Genomic DNA, 19,095 nt, shown 5'->3' on the forward strand with positions numbered 1-19,095 from the left:
CCGAAGCTGCTTTATTCCTCAGAGAAGCACCTTAATTACGCTGTGCTGCAGACGCATCACGAATAGCGCGGAATTCGTTACCTTGATACCAATTAGGCCACAGTCGACTGTTTGCAAGCTCGTTCCCTACGCGATAATACAAGAAAAGATCTTGTTGTGCTCCACGCAGATCCCAGCTGTCATTCCATTCGTCTTCGACTTTGTGATAACAGCAGCTATTGTATTCAGCGCGCTGCGCAGCACCCCATTCGGCGCCAAGTTGGTAATGATCGTTACCGCCTTTGGCATAAAGGATCGGCACGCCTTTTTTCGACAGACTAAAGTGGTCCGAGCGGTAGGCAATGCCAGCTTCTGGGTTAGGTTCTTTAACCGCATACCGGCCTTGCTGTTCGGTATATTTCACTAAAATTTCTTCTAGATCGGTATTCCCTAATCCCACCACGACCATATCTTTCATCGGCCCGTACACATTCATAACATCCATATTAATAGCAGCAACCGTTTTCTCTAGCGGAAAAACGGGATTTTCAGCATACCATGCTGAGCCTAATAAGCCGCGCTCTTCAGCGGTGACCAGAACAAAAGCGATAGAGCGTTCAGGCTGGGGTTGCTGGGCAAAATATTCTGCCAACGCAATCACTGCGCCAGTTCCGCTGGCATTGTCTTGTGCACCGTTAAACACCGTATTGGTTGGGTTAGAGAAATCCATCCCTAAGTGATCCCAGTGCGCCATGTATAAGATAAATTCATCAGGGTATTTACTCCCTTCTATATATCCCACAACATTACTTGAATTAAGCTCACGCAAATTATTATTCACACTAACAGAGGCATTTACTTGCAAAGGTACCGGTTTAAAATCGCCTGATAAGGCTTGCGCCCGTAATGCTTCGATATCAGTACCGATATTTGCAAAGAGTTTGCCTGCCGTTTCAGCCGTGATCCATCCTTCAACCTTGGCACGGTCCATATTTTTATTTTCTTTGATTAAATCAAATTTAATCGGTGAACCATGTGCCACCACACCCCAACCATAGCTGGCGGGCGCGGTTTCGTGAATAATTAGCGCCATGGCCGCACCTTGCCGAGCGGCTTCTTCAAATTTGTAGGTCCAACGGCCATAATACGTCATGGCATTGCCGTTAAACAGTTCTGGATTTTGCGTGGCATATCCTGGATCGTTAACAAACATCACCACGGTTTTGCCTTTAACATCCAGCCCTTCGTAATCATTCCAATTATACTCTGGGGCGACAATACCGTAGCCGACAAATACCATTTCGCTTTCTGTTACGTCAACCGAATCAACCACTTGCGTAGTCCAAGCAATCATATCATCACGGTAAGCTAAGGTGGTGGGTAATTGTTCGCCTCCGCCGCTTAACGTCATAGCACTGACTTGCTTGGGATCAATTTGCACTAACGATACGGGTTGTTTATAACTGTCGCCGTCAATGCCTTTTAAACCAATACGGCGAAAGTGTTCCTCAATATAGGCTACGGTGAGTTCTTCGCCTTTGGTTGCTGGTGCGCGGCCCTGAAATTTATCATCAGAGAGCGTTTTAATGTATTCCGCTAATTTAGGATTAAACTCGGTGTCAACCAGTTCAGTGGTGGAACTTGCTGTTGCCGGGGTAACCTGTGGGGGCGTTTCAGCTGGTTTACCACAGGCACTTAACGCGACAGCAGAGGCGAGGGTAAACCATAGCGCCGGCTGCATAAAGGAGTGTTTCATTTGGGGGTTCCTTGGTATTTATTGTTTTAAGTATTGTAAGGAGGAAAAGCAGTGCCGCCAAGCACTGCCATCGCGAAAACAGGGTAATTAGTCGGCATAGCCCCAAGGTACAGGAGGCAAAGCCACCGGTTTAGTTAGGTCAAACTCTACTCTAAACTCGCGGCCTTCTCGTACCAATCGATACGTAAACTTTTCTGGGTAAACATACATTTGCCACGTATTGCCGTTCGATTGTGGCACACCACGAGAAGCAAAAAGTTCTTTAGAATACTGATCAGCTGGGAAAGATTGCGAATTTGGCCAGCCAGCATCTACTGTATGACCGCCATACATGGTTTGCACATCATGTGAACCATCTTTATTACGATGATCGTGTTTTAACGATAAACCTGCACCAGTTTTCGTAATAATCCAGGTGCGGGAATGATCATCGCCAACATGAAATGGGATCTGTAATTCAGTATCGGTACAGCGACGCACATGCATAATAAGTGCGCCTTCAAAACCGGGTGCCGCAGGGGTATCGACTGCAATTTCACCTGCAAAGGCTTTGCCACATAGTGCCTTTAATTTATCGAAGAAGGCATCGTGCGTTGGGATGGAAACGAGTGGTGCAGGTTGAACAATTTGCGCATTAGCAGCAAAAACACTGAGTAGACCAGCGATAATTAAGGTTTTTTTCATTATTTTCTCCTATTTTTCAGTCAAACTATACCGTTAAAGCGTACTGGGTTCAAATCGGATGGATAAGGCGGCGTTATGCAGAATGAGATTGATGGTAAGTTTTTATTAAGCTTGTACAGCAAAATTGAAAAATATGGCAAAGCGGTGACTACCCCAGAGGGCGCAGGCTTTACATTAGATGGGATCACGGTGAGTCAGGGCTATGATGGTTATGATGCCTATTTTTCGGATGGCGTGGTTCAGCTCACATTAGGTTTTCATAACAAATGGCATGCGGATGCCAAAGAAGAGAAACAAATGGAAACCTTTTTAGAGCGCTTAAAATATATCCAAAAAAGTTATAATTGATAAACTTCGCTTGACGATGATAAAATAAAAGTGCATCTTTACGTTTAGATGGCTAAATGGCCGTTTGCAATTTACCGCAAAACGCGATAGAGTGCGCACCGTCAATCGTATTCGATAGACCAGAAGAGGCGCGCTAGCCAGGTATTCTATGTCAGAGCACTATTACTCGTAGCATAGAAGAGGGGGTTTAGCGCCGAGGGTAAACAACAAATAGTGGTTGTGCACCCGGTTGCTAAGGCTGAATCCTTAGGACTGTCACCTTTAATCCGGTGGAGAGCTTCTGGCCTTTGTTACTTACTGCAACGGTCTATTTCTATTCTCGTTTTGCGTGTTAGCAAATGCCATGCTCTGCTTATCTAATCTGTTAAGGAGAGAGACCCCGTGTCCAAACTTATTATTGCCAAATTTGGTGGCACTAGCGTGGCTGATTTCGATGCCATGTCACGTTGTGCTGATATTGTACTTGCTGATGAAAATATTCGTGTGGTGGTGGTGAGCGCCAGTTCTGGTGTGACCAATTTGCTCGTGGATATTACGCAAACGACCGATGTGCAGCAGCGCTATGGTGCTTATGCCGGTATTGAATCTATTACTTTAAATGTGTTGAATCGCTTACAACATCCACAGGCGGTGGCCGAGCCTATTGCCTTACTACTGGGTGAGTTAAAAGCCTTGATTGAAAATGGCGGTGCGCTTTACAGCAGTGCGCATAAAGATCTTATTCAATCTTTTGGTGAACGCTTAAGCTCCGTGTTGTTTGCGCAAGTGCTTGTTGAGCGTGATAGCCAAGCGCTGTGTTTTGATATTCGTCGAATCATGCGCACCGATGGCCGTTTTGGCAAAGCTGAGCCACAAATAGCCACTATTGCTGAACTGGCTGAAGTGCATTTAGCACCGCTTTTAAGTGATTATCGTATCGTTACTCAGGGATTTATTGGTGCCGATGACAGTGAGCAAACCACTACATTAGGGCGTGGTGGTTCTGATTACAGTGCCGCGTTACTGGCGGAAGCCTTACACGCGGCTACCGTGCAAATTTGGACCGATGTTGTGGGTATTTTTACAACAGATCCCCGCTTAACCAGTGATGCTCGTTGTATTCGTGAAATTAGCTTTGATGAAGCGGCGGAAATGGCGACCTTTGGTGCCAAGGTATTACATCCGGCCACTTTATTACCTGCTATGCGCCAAAATATCGCTGTGTTTGTGGGTTCTAGCCGCGAGCCAGCCGCTGGCGGCACGTGGATCGCCAAAGAGGTGCAAGAGCGTCCACCGTATCGAGCGATTGCTTTGCGTAAATCACAAACCTTAATTACGGTGAAAAGCCCGGCTATGCTGCATGCGGCAGGTTTCTTAACGCGGGTATTTGATACTTTAAGCCGGCATCAAATTTCGGTCGATTTGGTAACAACATCGGAAATCAGTGTTGCCCTAACTTTAGATCAAGGCGGCATGACCAGCGCGTTTAGTACCAATGTTGAACCTGCTTTAGAAGAGCTAAAAACCTTTAGCGAAGTGAGTGTGGAGCAGGGGCTGAGTTTGGTAGCCGTGATTGGTAACCATTTACATAGCAGTAAAGGTATTGCCGGTGAGCTGTTTAATGCGCTTGAACGGATCAATATGCGGTTAATTTGCCATGGCGCATCTAAGCATAATTTGTGTTTTTTAGTGCAAGATACCGATGGACCAGCGGTAGTTAAGCAGTTACACCAAAGTTTGTTTACGGCGTAAGTTTTCTTGCATTGAGACCATATTACACGGTTAAAAAAGCCCGTTAGTTAATCTAACGGGCTTTTTTTAGTCACGAGAAGGGGGCTCTGTATTGGGTTCTTTGTTGTTATTTAGCGTGCTGCGTTAGATAACGTTGTTTCAGGTGAATGCTCCAGCATGTGTTCTTGATTACCAATCACCCTAGCAACCATTAAATCACCGGTAACATTGGTTGCGGTGCGCATCATATCCACTATGCGATCGACAGCTGCAATAAACGCAATACCTTCAATGGGTAAACCGACAACACTTAAGGTCACTGTTAACATCACCATAGCGGTACCCGGTACACCGGCTGTACCGACAGACGCAATGGTAGCCGTACCAGCAATTAATAAATAATCTAAAGTGTCCAGCGGTATGCCATAAATATGGGCAATAAAAATTGCAGCAATAGCGGGGAAGATCCCGCCACAACCATCCATATTAATGGTCGCCCCTAATGGCAGCACAAAGCTGGCGTAGCTTTTAGATACCTTAAGATCTTCGGTGGCGACTTTAAAGGTGACCGGCAAAGTGCCATAGCTACTGGCGCTGCTGTAAGCAACGAGTTGCGCAGGTAAAACGGCTTTAAAGAAAGCCCTATAGCGCATGTTACCAAAGAGTTTAACCAAACCGCCGTAAACCACTAAAATATGAATAAAGCAGGCAAGATAGATGGCACCAATAAACTTTGCCAATGGTAAGAGTGTTGCTAATCCAAAACTGCCCACTACCCACGCCATTAAGCCAAACACCCCAATGGGCGTTAGCTCTAACACCATTCGCGTTATTTGATACATAATATCAGCTCCCGATTGCACGACTTTTTTCATGGGGTCGGCTTTTTCACCAATGGCATTCATGGCAATGCCAATGAGCGCTGCAAATAAAATAATTTGTAACACGTTACCTTCAGCAAGGGCGGCAATCGGGTTGGTTGGAATTAATCCTGTGAGCACATCGGCCACTGGCGGGATGTTGCGTTCACGAACCTCGGTTGCCACCAATTGCAAGCTCTCGCCCCAATTCATTAAACTACCGATGGTTAAGCCAATAAGGCTGGCAATAAACGCGGTAAGTAAAAACAAGCCTACCGTTTTAAAGGCTAAACGTTGCATTTTATGATTATCAGATAATGATGTAATGCTGGTGATTAAAGAGAAAAAGACTAACGGCACAACCAGCATACGAATCGCATTAATAAATAATGTGCCTAAAGGTTTTAAGGCCGTTGCTTGCTCACCCAGCACCACACCCGCGGTAACACCCAGTAGCAACGCGCCTAATACGCGCTGCCAGAAAGGAATTGCAAACCAAAATTTTAACATAAATCAACCTTTTACCTTAGTATCGCAAAGCGTGACAGTATAAAACGAAAAACGGCCATCACAAGGCCGCTTTTGTTCTATGTTATAACAAATTGTCTGTTTTAATGACGATTATAGATCATTCATAGCTAAGCGGATCAGTCGTTTGGTTTAATTGAAAAGCTTCTAAACGCTCTTGGCAAGAACCGCATTTACCGCAGGCTTTGTCTCGGCCGTTATAGCACGTCCAGGTTTTGCTGTAATCTAGGCCCATGGCTAAACCATCACGTAAAATTTCAATTTTGGTTTGAGCTAAATAGGGGCTAACAATATCCACCGGCTCGTAATTGGCGATTTGACAAACATCATTCATTTTTTGCACAAATTCAGGACGGCAATCTGGATAAATAAAGTGATCGCCTGAATGCGCGCCGTAATAGACGGCGCGTGCGCCCAGTGAATCGGCATAGCCAACGGCTAATGACAACAAAATCATATTGCGATTGGGTACCACGGTCGATTTCATATTATCGGCCGCGTAATGGCCCTCCGGTACGTCAATATCACTGGTTAAAGAAGAGCCACCGATCAGCTGGTTAATTGCCGAGATATCAACAATTTTATGATTAATCCCCAGTTCGCGACACACTTGCTCGGCACAAATCAATTCTTTTACATGGCGCTGGCCATAATTAAACGAGAGGGCATACACCTCATGACCTGCCTGAATGGCTTTGTGTAACACGGTATAGGAATCCATACCGCCAGAATAAATAACCACAACTTTTTGCGTCATAAGCCACACTCTCTTGTATAATGCCCGAAAAATTGGCCGCGCATTATAGTGCAAAAGTCAGTGCAAAAGCGACCAATACGCACTAATAGCCTATAACGATGGCGCTAAGAGGAAATATAAAGCGGGTGTATAAGGTTAACGAAGTTTTTCAAACCATTCAAGGCGAGGGGTATTACACCGGTACGCCAGCTATTTTTGTTCGGCTGCAAGGCTGTCCAGTGGGCTGCTCTTGGTGTGATACCAAGCATACCTGGCAAATCGATCCTGATTTGCAGGTAACGCGTGCGACCCTTATAACAAAACGTGCTGATAGCGATTATTGGGCTGAAATGACGCCTGAGGAACTACTGCAACTTTTTCAAGAGCAGGGGTTTCAAGCTAAACATGTGGTGATCACTGGCGGCGAGCCATGTATGTACGATTTAGTTCCGTTGTGTGAAGCACTGCATGCTGGCGGCTTGACGACGCAAATTGAAACCAGTGGCACTTTTGAAATAAGAGTGCCAGCAGCAAGCTGGGTAACCGTAGCGCCAAAAATTAACATGGCAGGCGGATACGCTGTGTTAACGTCTGCAATGCAGCGAGCCAATGAAATTAAACATCCTATTGCCATGCAAAAACACATAGATGAGTTAGTGGCACTGCTAAACCACACTGCAACGCAGGACAAGCTGATTTATTTGCAACCTATTAGCCAACAAAAACGGGCTACGGAATTGGCAATTGCTACCTGTATTGCCCGCAATTGGCGTTTAAGTGTGCAGGTACATAAGTATTTAGGTATTGAATAACGCCAAGCGCTACGATCTAACAACATGAGAGGCGCCAGCATTAGGCATTGTGTTCTAACCAACGCTGTAATTGTGCTAAACACACAGTGGGCTCTACTGCTGCCATACTAATTTTTAGCGCCGGTTGCATAGGCAGCAGTTCTAACCATCGCGCCGCTAGCCATGAAGTATCTTGTAGTTCTGGCTCGGGATACAGTTCGGCCAATTGTGGATAGTCTTTCAATAAGCGTGCAAAGGATGCGGCTAACGGTGCAAAATCGTCAGGCAAAATATCACCTTGCCAATCGGATTGGGGAGTAACTTGCGCCACATGCAGTTTGTCATGCTCTTGCCAGCGCTCTGTGATGTTATAGCGGCCGATGCCGCGAAGCGTAATACCTAATAGACCATCGGGTAATGCTTCAAAATCTTCAATCTTAACTTTGCAGATCTGATTTAATATTCTATCTGGATGGTTTTGACTGACAAAAGGGTTAAGCGTGGCGATGGCAAAGTCACGTTTATTGCTCATAGCCTCTTTAACCAGCCTAATATATCTTGGCTCAAACACGCGCAGTTTAAGTTTCCCTCTGGGTAATAAAAAACTGCTTAGTGGAAATAGTGCTAATTGTTCAATCATGGTGTACTACTCGTATAACCGGTTTAACTTCCCAACATGGGATAACATAGTTAAAGGGCTATACGGGCAATAAACCGATGCAGATTGCTTAATCTATAAATGCCACAAGATTTGTTTTAGTCGCGCTAAACTTTTCGTACGGGATCATCTTTTAACTTGGGTATTTTAAGCCCTAATTCTTGGCCGCGATTGCGCGCATAATACGTACAGCCATAAAACATTAAACAAGATAATGCCAACTCTATTACGGATAGCCAAAAATACAGCCCCTGACTGACCCAGAGATTGGTTAAGCTATGCAAAAAATAAATCATTACAATAAAATTCGCCCAAGCAAAGGTGTAAGCCTTACCGGTGATTATGCCCCACATAGGAAACCACAACGGTAACCATAAGAGAATTAAGGTGCTAAGCGTGCTAGGTTTCAAATTTTGATCTGCACCATAGCTAACAGGTGCCAACCAAATATGCCAAATGGGAATTAATAGCCATAATCCCCAATAACCGAGGCGTCCAAGTAATAAAAAACGCTGAGTTTCAGCAGACATGGGCGTAAGAGAGGGTGAACTCATGATGATGAGAATCCTTTGTTATGTAAAGCCAAACTTAAGTGTGCCAAACGCTTACCGAATGCCAAGGCTAAACGTTGTTCTTCTACCGATAGCTGCGTGTCAGCTGTCATACCACTAACATGGCTTGGACCATAAGGCGTACCTCCGCTCTGCGTTTTATGCAATTCGGGTTCGCTGTACGGGATCCCCATTAACACCATGCCATGATGTAACAAAGGTAACATCATACTCAGTAAGTTTGCTTCATTACCACCATGCATGCTGCTAGACGAGGTGAAAACGCCAGCTGCTTTATTGATGAGCTCACCTTTCAGCCAGCAACTGGTGGTATTGTCCCAGAAAGCTTTGGCTTCTGCTGCCATGTTCCCGAAACGCACTGGACTACCAAAGGCTAAACCATCACAGCTACGAAGTTCTGCTAACTCCACAATAGGGTGTTTTGTTGGAGTATCGGCATTAAAGCCAGCAATACAACGAATTTTTGCTTCAGCGCCTCCAAGTTGTACACCGCTGGCAATTTTTTCAGCCAAGGCGGCTACTGAGCCATGGCGAGAGTAATAAAGGATCAGCACAGTACACGTCATGATAAAATCGCCGTAATATTTGACAGTGGCCGGCCAATTGCCGCTAAATTGCCATGCACCACAATTGGACGCTCGAGTAACCGTGGATGTAACGCGATAGCGTCTATCAGGTGTTGATCAGTAAGAGAGGTTTCGGCCAAACCAAGCTGGTTGTATTCCTCTTCTTTCTCTCGAAGCATGTTTCGCACAGGCAACGCCAGTTTAGTGTGTAATGCCTTGAGCTCAGTTGTCGTTAAAGGGGTTTTTAAATACTCTACGATGGTAAAGGGGTGCCCAAGCGTGGTTAAAAGGGCTAGCGCTTCGCGACTTTTTGAGCAACGAGGATTGTGATAAAGCGTTATCATATAAAAAGAGTCTCTATAATACTGTCAATACAAATTTACATGCGTTGCAGGCGATCAAATTCAGCTTGAAGTTGACGTTTTTTCGCTTCAATACGCCGGTTTTCTAACCGTGCTTCAGGTTTTAGATGATTTAATGCTTCGTTCAAATCATCAATTGCTTTTGGATAATTCGCTAATTGATAAAATAAGTCTGCGCGTGCTTCATAGTACTTAGCAAAATCTTCTTGCAGTTTATACGCTTCAGAAAGGAGATCATACGCTAAAATATTATCGTCTTTGTAGTAAAGTAAATTACGTAGTAAATGAACTGCTAGGCCATAACTACCCGATTTTATTGCTACGTTAGCATAGTTTAGTGTCACGACTTGATTATTAGGGCGCAACAGGTAAGCCTGCTGTAATAGATCTAGAGCATTTTGATATTGCTGCTGGCCAATTAAGATATCGGTATAGACGTCAAGATAATATAGATTATGCGGATCTTGTTGAAATAACGCGTCAATTTCTTTAAACGCGGCATCATATTGTTTGTCATCGAGTAAGGCGACGGCTAAACCATAGCGATTAGCCCGAGTATTTCCACCTGGTGCCGCGAGCTTACGTGTGAAAATAGTTAACGCATCTTTTGTATCGTGGTGATAACGTGCCAGTACTCTGGCTTTGCTTAGGGTAAAGTCCTGACTGTCAGGTACAAAACGTTGTGGATATTGTTGTGCTCTTAAGCGGGTATCACTCACCCGTGCTTGTGATAATGGATGCGTTTGTAAAAATGCTAATTGTTGGTTTACGAAACGGCTTTGCTCACTGAGTTTGGCAAAAAACTGAGGTACAGCATTTGGATCGAAGCCTGCTTCTGCCAAAATATTCATCCCAATACGATCAGCCTCTTGCTCATTGCTGCGCGTAAAGTTAATCGCGCTTTGTTGCGCTGCACCTTGTGAGGCCATCATGGCTGCCATGCCCGCTTCAGGGTTTACTGTAGCCAACACAATGGCGCCGAGTAATCCTGCGATACTCAACGGGGCGCGTTGATTTTGTGCTTCTACAAAGCGGGCAATATGCCGTTGTGTCACGTGCGCAATTTCGTGTGCTATAACAGAGGCAAATTCACTTTCACTGTCGGCAATGGCAAGCGTGCCTGTGTGCGAAGCGATGTTGCCGCCCAAGGTGGCAAAGGCATTGATGTTTCTATTGTTAACCCAGTAGAATTTAAACGGAAACTTTACATCATTAGCGCGTGCGACAAGTCTGTTCCCTAAGGCATTGATATATTCATCTAAAAGCGGATCATACACCATGGGTAAGCTACCACGGGTTTGACGCATCATCACATCACCTAATTGCTTTTCCTTTTCGGGTGTTAACGTTGAGAAAGCGTTACCGCCAATGTCTGGTAGCTTACTTAACGCGTGAGCCGGTGTGGCATGCAAAAAGCAGGCAAGAAAAAAAAGGGCAAGGGTCGGTTTTACTGCAAGGCTCATCATATAACGTTAGACCTGTCTCATGCTGTTGACGCGTGATTTTACTGATTATTTGTCAGCAAAATAAGGCGGAAGTTCAATACTTTCGCCTTGAAAGCAGCGAACTGCTGGAATTAAGTACGTTTTCGGCACTGTATGTTTGTCACTTCTCGTTTCGCTTACAGTACGAGTATTTTGCGTATTTTCGTCGTCAATACGCTCGTTTTTTACAACTTTATCTCGATTGCCTTTGCCATAATCGTCTACATGCGATTCGTAGCCTGTTAGCACTATATATAATCTATCATACTCAATAGCTTGCCTTAAAGGGACGCGTTACTTTTATCGTGAACTTGGTATACTCTACGCATCGTTATTCGTGAAAGAGTGTTTACATGTTTGATTGGTTAAGAAAGTGGTATACCCATAAATTCTCAGATCCCCAAGTTGTGACGCTTTTTTTAATGTTGCTGCTGGGGTTTCTTGGTATTTATTGGTTAAGTGGCATGTTAGCGCCGGTATTAGTCGCGATTGCCTTTGCCTATTTACTGGAATGGCCTGTATCTCGATTATGCCGATTGGGCATAAGCCGCGCACTGAGCACCTCTGCCATTGTCATGGGATTTATGGGGGTGTTGACTTTGGCGTTGATGTGGGTGATGCCATTAGCATGGTACCAAGGCCGCACCTTATTACGTGATTTACCGCAAATAATTGAATTAGGGCGCACTTATCTTTTGGAGTTGCCAGAGTTATTCCCTGGGATGGTCAGTGAAGAGCAAATTTTACTGATGATGCACAATGTGGATGAGCGTGTGATGGCATTTGGTAAAGATATGTTATCAATGTCTGTCGCGTCGATTGTCGACTTAGTTGCGTTACTTATTTATTTGGTACTGGTGCCCGTCATGGTCTTTTTTATGCTTAAAGATAAGGCCCAACTTAGTGCGGGATTTGTCCAGTTTTTACCCAATGAACGTAAGCTAATTAGTCAAGTTTGGCACGAAATGAATGTGCAAATTATGAACTACATTCGCGGTAAAGTGCTGGAGATTTTAATAGTAGGTACCGTGAGTTATGTTGTGTTTTCGTTATTCGGTTTAAATTATGCCCTGTTATTGGGGGTGCTCGTTGGCTTTTCTGTTCTTATCCCTTATATAGGCGCAGCAGTGGTAACCTTACCGGTAGCTGTCGTTGGGATATTTCAGTTTGGTTTTACGGCAGAGTTAGGTTATTTAATGCTAGCGTATGGTATTATCCAAGCCCTCGATGGCAATGTACTGGTACCATTGTTATTTTCAGAAGTTGTCGATTTGAACCCCGTTTATATTATTATCGCGGTCCTGTTTTTTGGCGGATTATTTGGGTTTTGGGGCATATTTTTTGCTATCCCATTAGCCTCGTTAGTAAAAGCCACAGTGAATGCGTGGTCAACTCGCGTGTATCCAGCCGAACCCTCTGAAGCAACGCAACCATCCGAGCAAGTATAATCGACAAAGCATAAAAGAAAATAAAAGCCCAGACATGTGCTGGGCTCTTTGTTTAAGACGTCGTAAAAGCTAAAGCAAGCAGTCTTACCAAAGGTAATCCATACTTAAGCCCACACTAAGTTGTCGTCCAGGGGCAGGTTCAAAGGCGCGACCATTGGTTTGGTTGACAACTACTGCGCCAATGTTTTGCCGATCGGTAACATTTTGCAACTGCAGCCAATAACGAAGTTGCCAACGATTAAGTTGTTGTTGTGCGTACAGTGTCGCGTCAAAGCTAATAGATTCCGGCGCAAAAGCGCTATTTCTATCGTCAATCGCAATTTGACTGCGGTATTTACTTGCCCAGTCTACAAAAAGCGGCAACGATAGCCACGGTTGATAGGTCAGTTGCCAATAGGCTTCTGTTTTCGCTACACCGGGTAAACGCTTATCTTGCAATTCTGCCGACACAAAACGTGCATCTAACCATGTAAAGCTGAATTGATGCTTTAAGTGCAGTGAAAGAGCTTGCTGCACACTCAATTCCACACCTTCACGAGCGGTGTTCCCTGCATTACGATAACTGGTTCGTCCGTTATTACTGCTGGCAACCAGCAATTCATCCTTACTGCGAATTGAGAACACACTGACACTGGCCGTGGTATTTGCCGCGCGATATTTAATACCACTTTCCCATTGCCTATTTTCGCTGGCTTGTAGTTCAAGATTTAAACCTGTACCCACCGGTTTATAGGCTAGTTCGGCCAGTGTTGGGGCTTCAAATCCAATACCGGTGCTGACAAACCACGCCCAAGCATCCGCAAATTGGTAATTTAAGCCAATGGCAGCTGCATGTTGGTAATAGGTTTTACGTCCACTGTCATCTGGATTTCCAGGCTGGATAAAGAAATCCTCTATTTGATAGTGCAATTCCGTGTAGCGTAAACCACCATCTATATTCCATGCTGCGCTGGGTTGATAATTAAAGCGCCAATACAGATCGCGATTCTCCGCTACATTTTGTTCATTTCTGCGCAGATCACCACGTTGCCCAAACTGATTAACAAAACCACGACGAGCATCATCGCTTTCAACCCAAGCGCCGCCGATTAAATGATTAAATTGCGAGCTGAGGTGCCATGTTTTTTGCGCGTTTATCCCATGAAAATTACGGTCAAGTGCAATATCCCCGCCTGCTGAGCTAATGGCTTCTCCAGTAAATGCCAATCGCTGGGTGACTTCACGTTGACCTTGCCAAAGTGCCACCTGCCAGGGTTTTTCACCTTGTTGCTGTAACGATAGGCTAAGCTGTTGCTGACGAGTTGTTTTTGTTGTATCAAACAGCGTAGCAGGGGCGGCGGTTTGTTCTGGATCCGTTTGCCATTGTGATACTGACAGACTAAGTGGATCTTGAAGCCGAGGATCGTCGGCAAAATCCACTCGCATCTTTAAGATAAGATCTGGATTTAGTAGACGCTGCCAACCAAATTGTACTTGTTGTTTGCGTGCGGCAGAGTGGGGGCGAAAGCCGTCAGTTTCAAAATGCTTTGCTGCCAGCTGCCAGCTATCGTGTTCAGTTTGCTGGTTAAGGTTTATTTGATACTGTTGGTGAATATCACTAAACGCCACACGTGTGCCAACAGAGGATGGTAGCTGTTCACGGCTTTTAAGCGAAATAACACCGCCAGCGCCATTGCCGTATAGCACTGCCAATGGTCCTCGCAACACCTCAATTTGACCAATTTTATCAAGTACCACACTGGACAATTGCCCTTGACCATCAGGTGCTGACAACGGGATACCATCTTGTTGTAAATAGAGGCCGCGAATACCAAAGGCGCTGCGACTACCAAAGCCACGTACACTCAACCGAGTATCTTGCGCAAAATTGGCACGGCTATCTACCTGCAAACCAGGGATCCCTTGCAAAAGCTGGCCACTATCAATTAATAATCCTGCCTCAGGCAAGGTACTGATGCTTACGCTTGCCGCAGAATTAAGCCAATTTTGCTGCTGCTGATTGGCCGATACGATAATAACTTCAATCGTTTCTTCTGCCGTTCTAGCCGTTTCGGCAGGCATCATAGGCTCTGATGCCGCCGCAGTTGCAGCAAACATCGTGCTTGCTGCTGTTAACGTTAAGGACTGATTACGCATTATTATTTAGCTGCAGTTAAGCGTAATATTTCGCCATCAGCTTGGTCCGTGAGCAAGTAAACTGCACCGTCTGGCCCTTGTCGAACATCGCGGATCCGCTGTCCAATCATAATACGTTCTTCATGCGTGACTTTTTCACCATCAAGTTCAAGCCGGACTAATTGTAAATACCGTAATGAGCCGACCAACACGTTGTTTTTCCAGCCGGGCAGGGCATCATTTAAATAAAATGTCATGCCGCTGGGTGCAATAGACGGTACCCAGTAATGCAGCGGTTGTTCCATGCCTTCTTTAGCCGTTTGGCCAATCTTTCCGCCGCCGTATTCTTCACCATAGGTAATAACTGGCCAACCATAGTTGTAAGTTGCCCGTGCGACGTTAATTTCATCCCCACCTTGCGGTCCATGCTCATGTGTCCAAAGTTCGCCAGTGGTAGGATGTATGGCAGCGCCTTGAATGTTACGATGACCGTAAGACCAAATATCGGCTAATCCGGCGTCGTTTTTAACATAAGGATTGTCTTGAGGTACGCTGCCATCTAAGTGCAGTCGGATCACTTTACCATGATGATTATCAAGCGTTTGCGCATCATCGCGGCGTTGGCCACGGTCACCCAATGTGATAAACAAATATTGATTATCTTGAATGGCAAGGCGACCACCGAAGTGATGACGACTGCTAAATTTCGGAGCGGCACTGAAAATCATTTGTAAATCAGTAATACGATCTTCTTTGAGTGTGGCCAAAACGACCGCCGTGCTGCTGCCATTGCTGCTGGGTTCGTTGTAACTTAGATAAATTTTACTGTTATTGGCAAAATCGGGATGAAGTAGTACGTCAAATAATCCCCCTTGGCCAGACACTTCAATATCAGGTAAGCCGGCAAGCGGGGCACTTAAGCTGCCATCTGTGTTAACAAGTCGAAGCTTCCCAGCACGCTCGGTTACCAACATCCGGCCGTCAGGAAGAAACGCTAATCCCCAAGGATGCTCTAAACCTTTAGCCACCTTTTCTAAGGTTAACGTGGCTTTTTCGGTATTGATGGTTTGCGCCGAGACCAGCGTCGTGGCAAATAGCATACCTGTGGCGAATAATGAAAGGGCGAAGGTTTTTTTCATTTCTGACTCCGGTAATAATGGCGAATTCAATAAGCACAAAAGGATCTGTAGCTATTCAGGGAATTCATTTAGTTATCTTGCTTGATGATGCTAACAAGGGTTGGCATTGGAAGGCAGGCTTTATCCGTTCAAATGCCTGCCAGCCGCGCTAAAGTTCATTGTTGCAGATAATTAAGGACAACTTGATGATGATCTTTCGTTTTAAAGGTATCAAAAATGTGTGCCACGGTACCATCTTGATTGATTAAAAAGCTTAGCCGATGGATGCCGTCGTATTCTTTACCCATAAACTTCTTTAAGCCCCAAGCGCCGTAAGAAACTGCAACCTGATGATCCTCGTCGGCGAGTAAGGTAAAGTTAAGGCTATCGCGTTCAGCAAATTTAGCTAATTTAGCTGGACTGTCTGTGCTAATCCCCAGGACATTAACATTATGAGCTTGTAATTCGGTTTTAACGTCACGTAAGCCGCAGGCTTGAACGGTGCAACCTGGCGTCATGGCCTTGGGATAAAAATAGACTAAAACACGGCTTTGCGATAAACACTCTGCAAGTGATACTGCGCGATTCTGTTGATCAAACAAGGTGAATAACGGCGCTTTATCACCTATTGCTAAAGAAATCATAAGGTATCCTTATTTATGGCTTACTAAATTTGTGCTTGAAAGTGCCCAGTGAGACCAAGTTGCTGCATAAGCACGGTTAATTCCGCTTCGATTCTCACGGCCGCAATACCTTCAGGTAATTCAACGGTCATTTGAGTGCGCATCATTACGCCACTTGGGCCAGACCGGGTTTCTGACTGTAACGAACCAATATAGATATTATGGCTTGCCAATAATCCTGTTATGGCACCCAGTGTACCCACTCTGTCTGGACCCGAGTAATCTAGCACGTAATGCGCGACAACCTGTGTTCTCGGTGTGCCCGTAGTACGTTTGCTCATGGTGGTTAGATCAAGTTCGAGTCCTAAGGCGGGTAGCATATGCTCAATGCGGCTGATGGCGGGCAGATCGCCTGCTAATAACATGATAAAAGTAAACTCACTGCCAAAAATGGCCATACGGCTGTCGATAATATTGCAATTACATTCAGTTACCAAGCGCGCTAGCTTACTGACAATACCGGTTCGGTCTGGCCCAATAGCCGTAACCACGAGTTGTTGGGGCATAATAGTCCTGTTATCTTGATAAAAAGCATGAAATTAAGAGCTTGCGCGCAGTTTAGCATACCCAATTTGAATGTCATCTACACAGCTAAAGCAACGGTTGGGCTAATGCTTTCTTGTGTTTAATGCCTACTAACTTTAACATAGGGTTCTTTTTTATATCTTTATGGAGCCGCAGTAGCATGTTCAGTGGGAGTATCGTTGCCCTGGTGACACCGATGACCGCCGACGGTCAGGTTGATTTTGATAGTTTGCAACAGTTAGTCGCCTTTCATCTTGAACAGGGAAGCGATGGATTAGTGATCATGGGGACGACGGGGGAAGCGGCTACCTTAAGCCTTGCCGAACAATATGCGGTTATGGCCAAGGTCTGTCGCCAAGTAGCAGGTAACATTCCGGTATTGGCCGGAAATGGAGCCATGTCAACCAGTGATGCGATTGCCAAAACACAATTTTTTGCCGATTTGCCTATTGATGGTTATTTAACGGTAACCCCTTTTTACAACAAACCCACCCAAAAAGGCATGCTGGCGCATTTTACCGCCGTGGCCGCGGCAACCAGCAAACCTATAGTGTTATATAACGTGCCGGGCCGAACGGGAGTTGATTTGTTGCCAGAAACGGTAGCCGCACTTGCTACAATTCCAAACATCGTTGGCATTAAAGAAGCGACAGGTTCATTGAGTCGTTTAGCTGAGTTACAAGCAGTATGTCCTACAGATTTCAGTTTACTCAGTGGTGATGACGCCACTTTTGCACAATTTCTTCTTGCCGGTGGGCACGGCGTGATATCGGTGACTGCCAATGTGGCACCGGCGGCTATGTCGGCTATTTGCCAAGCCGCTGCGCGCAGCGATAAAACTGAGGTTGTGGCGCAAGATCAGCGCCTGCAAGCGCTCCATCGCGACTTATTTATCGAATCTAACCCCATTCCAACAAAATGGGCATTGTGGCGAATGGGGCTTATTACATCAGATTTTCTGCGTTTACCCCTGACACAATTGGAACCAATTAACATTGCTATAATCGAACAGGCATTACAACAAGCCGGGATACATTATCAAGACCGGAACTCATTATCAGGAGTAGTATAGGTGCAAAAGTGGGCCCAAGGTTGTGTTGCTGCCAGTGTGCTGTTAAGCGGCTGTGCAGTATTTGACAAAACACCAGCAGAGACAAACGACGTAAAGCAGGTGACTCTGCGGATTCCAGAAGGGATGGCGGTGCCAAATCAACCCTCTGCTTTTGATATTCCTAATGTTACGCTTCCTGCAGGTAACGCCGCCGTTGTTGCTAATAAACGTTCTCCAACGTTAATTTTAGCGACCGCGAGCAGCAGTCGTTTAGATGAAGAAGAAACCTTGTCACGCGTGTGGTTTGAACGTAATGATTATACCGGTGACATCAAGCCGTTTATTATTGCACAAATGCAGCAGTTTTTTGCTGCGCAAAATGTCAGCCTAACACAGGTGGATACCGCGGGATTACGTTACGAAACCGGTTGGATCCAACGCTCGCGTGAAGCAGGTTTTTGGTTTTGGAAATCTGAAAACGCAGTTGATCAAGTGCGCTATGCGATTGAATTAGCACCACGGCCACATGGTCGTAGTCTTAGTATGACAACGACGTTATTAGAGCATGAATATTTTATTCCAGGCGAAGCGCTTAATGCCATGGATATCAAAGCAAATGAAGTTAATATTTTAAATCGGGTAATTAACCAAGTTGCTATATCAGAAGCACAAATTGCGCGTGAACAACGTGCCCAAGTTGCAGATGTCTCGCTAGAGCCTGGTCTTGATCAAGCGGGTAACCCGGCGCTGATTACCAGCCAACCTATTGATGTTGTTTGGTCACAACTTGAATTGCTTTTCCCCGAGCTAAATATCACGGTAACGGATTTTGATCGTTCAGTATTTACGTATTATATTAACTACACCACACCTGAAAGAGGTTTCTGGCGCACTGTTACCTTCAGAGATGGGCCAGCCAGCTTGCCACTACTTAATGGCGATTATCAAATTGTGCTGTCACGTAATGCGAATAACGGTACAGCCATTTCGTGGTTGAACAAAGACGGGCAACTGCTATCTGCTGCTGAGGTTACAGCGTTATATGATCCCCTTGTGGTGACTATTCGTGCTGTGGGTGCTGAGTTATAATAACCACTAAAAAGTCATTTGCGATCAGGCCA

19 protein-coding genes and 1 riboswitch are annotated in these 19,095 nt (G+C 45.2%); of the genes, 6 read left to right on the plus strand and 13 right to left on the minus strand.

What is annotated here, in order from left to right; translation table 11 throughout:
* Positions 1 to 31: 31 nt before the first annotated feature.
* Together IE070_RS12650 and IE070_RS12655 are read right to left on the minus strand one after the other, a co-directional pair.
* On the minus strand, positions 32 to 1,735 hold the full coding sequence (locus tag IE070_RS12650) for a M28 family metallopeptidase (protein WP_189483558.1): 1,704 nt from the start codon (positions 1,733 to 1,735) through the stop codon (positions 32 to 34).
* An 87-nt stretch (positions 1,736 to 1,822) separates the two neighbouring features.
* Complete coding sequence (locus IE070_RS12655) at positions 1,823 to 2,419, minus strand: hypothetical protein (protein WP_189483559.1); 597 nt, start codon at positions 2,417 to 2,419, stop codon at positions 1,823 to 1,825.
* A gap of 75 nt (positions 2,420 to 2,494) precedes the next feature.
* Here IE070_RS12655 and IE070_RS12660 point away from each other — a divergent pair, with 75 nt between their 5' ends.
* Positions 2,495 to 2,767 carry a DUF3081 family protein gene (locus IE070_RS12660; protein ID WP_189483560.1) on the plus strand — a complete coding sequence of 91 codons (273 nt, stop codon included), beginning with the start codon at positions 2,495 to 2,497 and terminating at the stop codon, positions 2,765 to 2,767.
* A 115-nt stretch (positions 2,768 to 2,882) separates the two neighbouring features.
* Positions 2,883 to 3,055, plus strand: a riboswitch (Lysine riboswitch).
* Between the two features lie 93 nt (positions 3,056 to 3,148).
* The gene (gene lysC, locus IE070_RS12665; protein WP_189483561.1) at positions 3,149 to 4,498 is read left to right on the plus strand and encodes a lysine-sensitive aspartokinase 3; all 1,350 of its coding nucleotides are present in this window, start codon (positions 3,149 to 3,151) and stop codon (positions 4,496 to 4,498) included.
* 110 nt (positions 4,499 to 4,608) lie between these two features.
* On the opposite strand, the gene IE070_RS12670 is transcribed toward lysC, so the two are convergent.
* Together IE070_RS12670 and queC are read right to left on the minus strand one after the other, a co-directional pair.
* Positions 4,609 to 5,847, minus strand: a complete 1,239-nt coding sequence (locus tag IE070_RS12670; protein ID WP_189483562.1) for a dicarboxylate/amino acid:cation symporter — start codon at positions 5,845 to 5,847, stop codon at positions 4,609 to 4,611.
* Between the two features lie 118 nt (positions 5,848 to 5,965).
* Positions 5,966 to 6,622 carry a 7-cyano-7-deazaguanine synthase QueC gene (gene queC, locus IE070_RS12675; protein WP_189483563.1) on the minus strand — a complete coding sequence of 219 codons (657 nt, stop codon included), beginning with the start codon at positions 6,620 to 6,622 and terminating at the stop codon, positions 5,966 to 5,968.
* Between the two features lie 125 nt (positions 6,623 to 6,747).
* Between queC and queE the strand changes: the two genes are divergently transcribed.
* On the plus strand, positions 6,748 to 7,413 hold the full coding sequence (queE, locus tag IE070_RS12680; protein ID WP_189483564.1) for a 7-carboxy-7-deazaguanine synthase QueE: 666 nt from the start codon (positions 6,748 to 6,750) through the stop codon (positions 7,411 to 7,413).
* 40 nt (positions 7,414 to 7,453) lie between these two features.
* Here the strand turns inward: queE and IE070_RS12685 are convergent, their stop codons facing one another.
* The 5 genes from IE070_RS12685 to bepA form a co-directional block, all read right to left on the minus strand.
* Positions 7,454 to 8,032 (minus strand): LON peptidase substrate-binding domain-containing protein, encoded by a 579-nt coding sequence (locus tag IE070_RS12685; RefSeq protein WP_189483565.1) that lies wholly within the window; start codon positions 8,030 to 8,032, stop codon positions 7,454 to 7,456.
* A gap of 125 nt (positions 8,033 to 8,157) precedes the next feature.
* Positions 8,158 to 8,604 (minus strand): DUF2069 domain-containing protein, encoded by a 447-nt coding sequence (locus IE070_RS12690; protein WP_189483566.1) that lies wholly within the window; start codon positions 8,602 to 8,604, stop codon positions 8,158 to 8,160.
* Positions 8,601 to 9,188: an NAD(P)H:quinone oxidoreductase gene (gene wrbA, locus IE070_RS12695; RefSeq protein WP_189483567.1), complete on the minus strand. Its 588-nt coding sequence runs from the start codon at positions 9,186 to 9,188 to the stop codon at positions 8,601 to 8,603. Before wrbA ends, IE070_RS12690 begins: the two co-directional genes overlap by 4 nt.
* Positions 9,185 to 9,532 carry an arsenate reductase (glutaredoxin) gene (gene arsC, locus IE070_RS12700; protein WP_189483568.1) on the minus strand — a complete coding sequence of 116 codons (348 nt, stop codon included), beginning with the start codon at positions 9,530 to 9,532 and terminating at the stop codon, positions 9,185 to 9,187. Before arsC ends, wrbA begins: the two co-directional genes overlap by 4 nt.
* A gap of 35 nt (positions 9,533 to 9,567) precedes the next feature.
* Positions 9,568 to 11,016, minus strand: coding sequence for a beta-barrel assembly-enhancing protease (gene bepA, locus IE070_RS12705; protein ID WP_189483569.1), 1,449 nt, complete (start codon positions 11,014 to 11,016; stop codon positions 9,568 to 9,570).
* A 371-nt stretch (positions 11,017 to 11,387) separates the two neighbouring features.
* On the opposite strand from bepA, the gene IE070_RS12710 reads away from it, so the two are divergent.
* Positions 11,388 to 12,482, plus strand: a complete 1,095-nt coding sequence (locus IE070_RS12710) for an AI-2E family transporter (protein WP_189483570.1) — start codon at positions 11,388 to 11,390, stop codon at positions 12,480 to 12,482.
* A gap of 84 nt (positions 12,483 to 12,566) precedes the next feature.
* Here the strand turns inward: IE070_RS12710 and IE070_RS12715 are convergent, their stop codons facing one another.
* The 4 genes from IE070_RS12715 to IE070_RS12730 all read right to left on the minus strand — a co-directional run bounded on the left by IE070_RS12715 (position 12,567) and on the right by IE070_RS12730 (position 16,904).
* Positions 12,567 to 14,618, minus strand: a complete 2,052-nt coding sequence (locus IE070_RS12715) for a TonB-dependent receptor family protein (RefSeq protein ID WP_229797060.1) — start codon at positions 14,616 to 14,618, stop codon at positions 12,567 to 12,569.
* Between the two features lie 2 nt (positions 14,619 to 14,620).
* Complete coding sequence (locus tag IE070_RS12720) at positions 14,621 to 15,736, minus strand: PQQ-dependent sugar dehydrogenase (protein WP_189483571.1); 1,116 nt, start codon at positions 15,734 to 15,736, stop codon at positions 14,621 to 14,623.
* Between the two features lie 155 nt (positions 15,737 to 15,891).
* The gene (gene bcp / locus IE070_RS12725; RefSeq protein ID WP_189483572.1) at positions 15,892 to 16,359 is read right to left on the minus strand and encodes a thioredoxin-dependent thiol peroxidase; all 468 of its coding nucleotides are present in this window, start codon (positions 16,357 to 16,359) and stop codon (positions 15,892 to 15,894) included.
* A gap of 23 nt (positions 16,360 to 16,382) precedes the next feature.
* Positions 16,383 to 16,904, minus strand: a complete 522-nt coding sequence (locus IE070_RS12730) for a glycine cleavage system transcriptional repressor (RefSeq protein WP_189483573.1) — start codon at positions 16,902 to 16,904, stop codon at positions 16,383 to 16,385.
* A gap of 179 nt (positions 16,905 to 17,083) precedes the next feature.
* Between IE070_RS12730 and dapA the strand changes: the two genes are divergently transcribed.
* Together dapA and bamC are read left to right on the plus strand one after the other, a co-directional pair.
* The gene (gene dapA, locus IE070_RS12735; protein ID WP_189483574.1) at positions 17,084 to 17,995 is read left to right on the plus strand and encodes a 4-hydroxy-tetrahydrodipicolinate synthase; all 912 of its coding nucleotides are present in this window, start codon (positions 17,084 to 17,086) and stop codon (positions 17,993 to 17,995) included.
* The gene (bamC, locus tag IE070_RS12740; protein WP_189483575.1) at positions 17,996 to 19,063 is read left to right on the plus strand and encodes an NlpB/DapX family lipoprotein; all 1,068 of its coding nucleotides are present in this window, start codon (positions 17,996 to 17,998) and stop codon (positions 19,061 to 19,063) included.
* Positions 19,064 to 19,095 lie beyond the last annotated feature (32 nt).

Source organism: Alishewanella tabrizica, assembly GCF_014652375.1.
Lineage (GTDB): Bacteria > Pseudomonadota > Gammaproteobacteria > Enterobacterales > Alteromonadaceae > Alishewanella > Alishewanella tabrizica.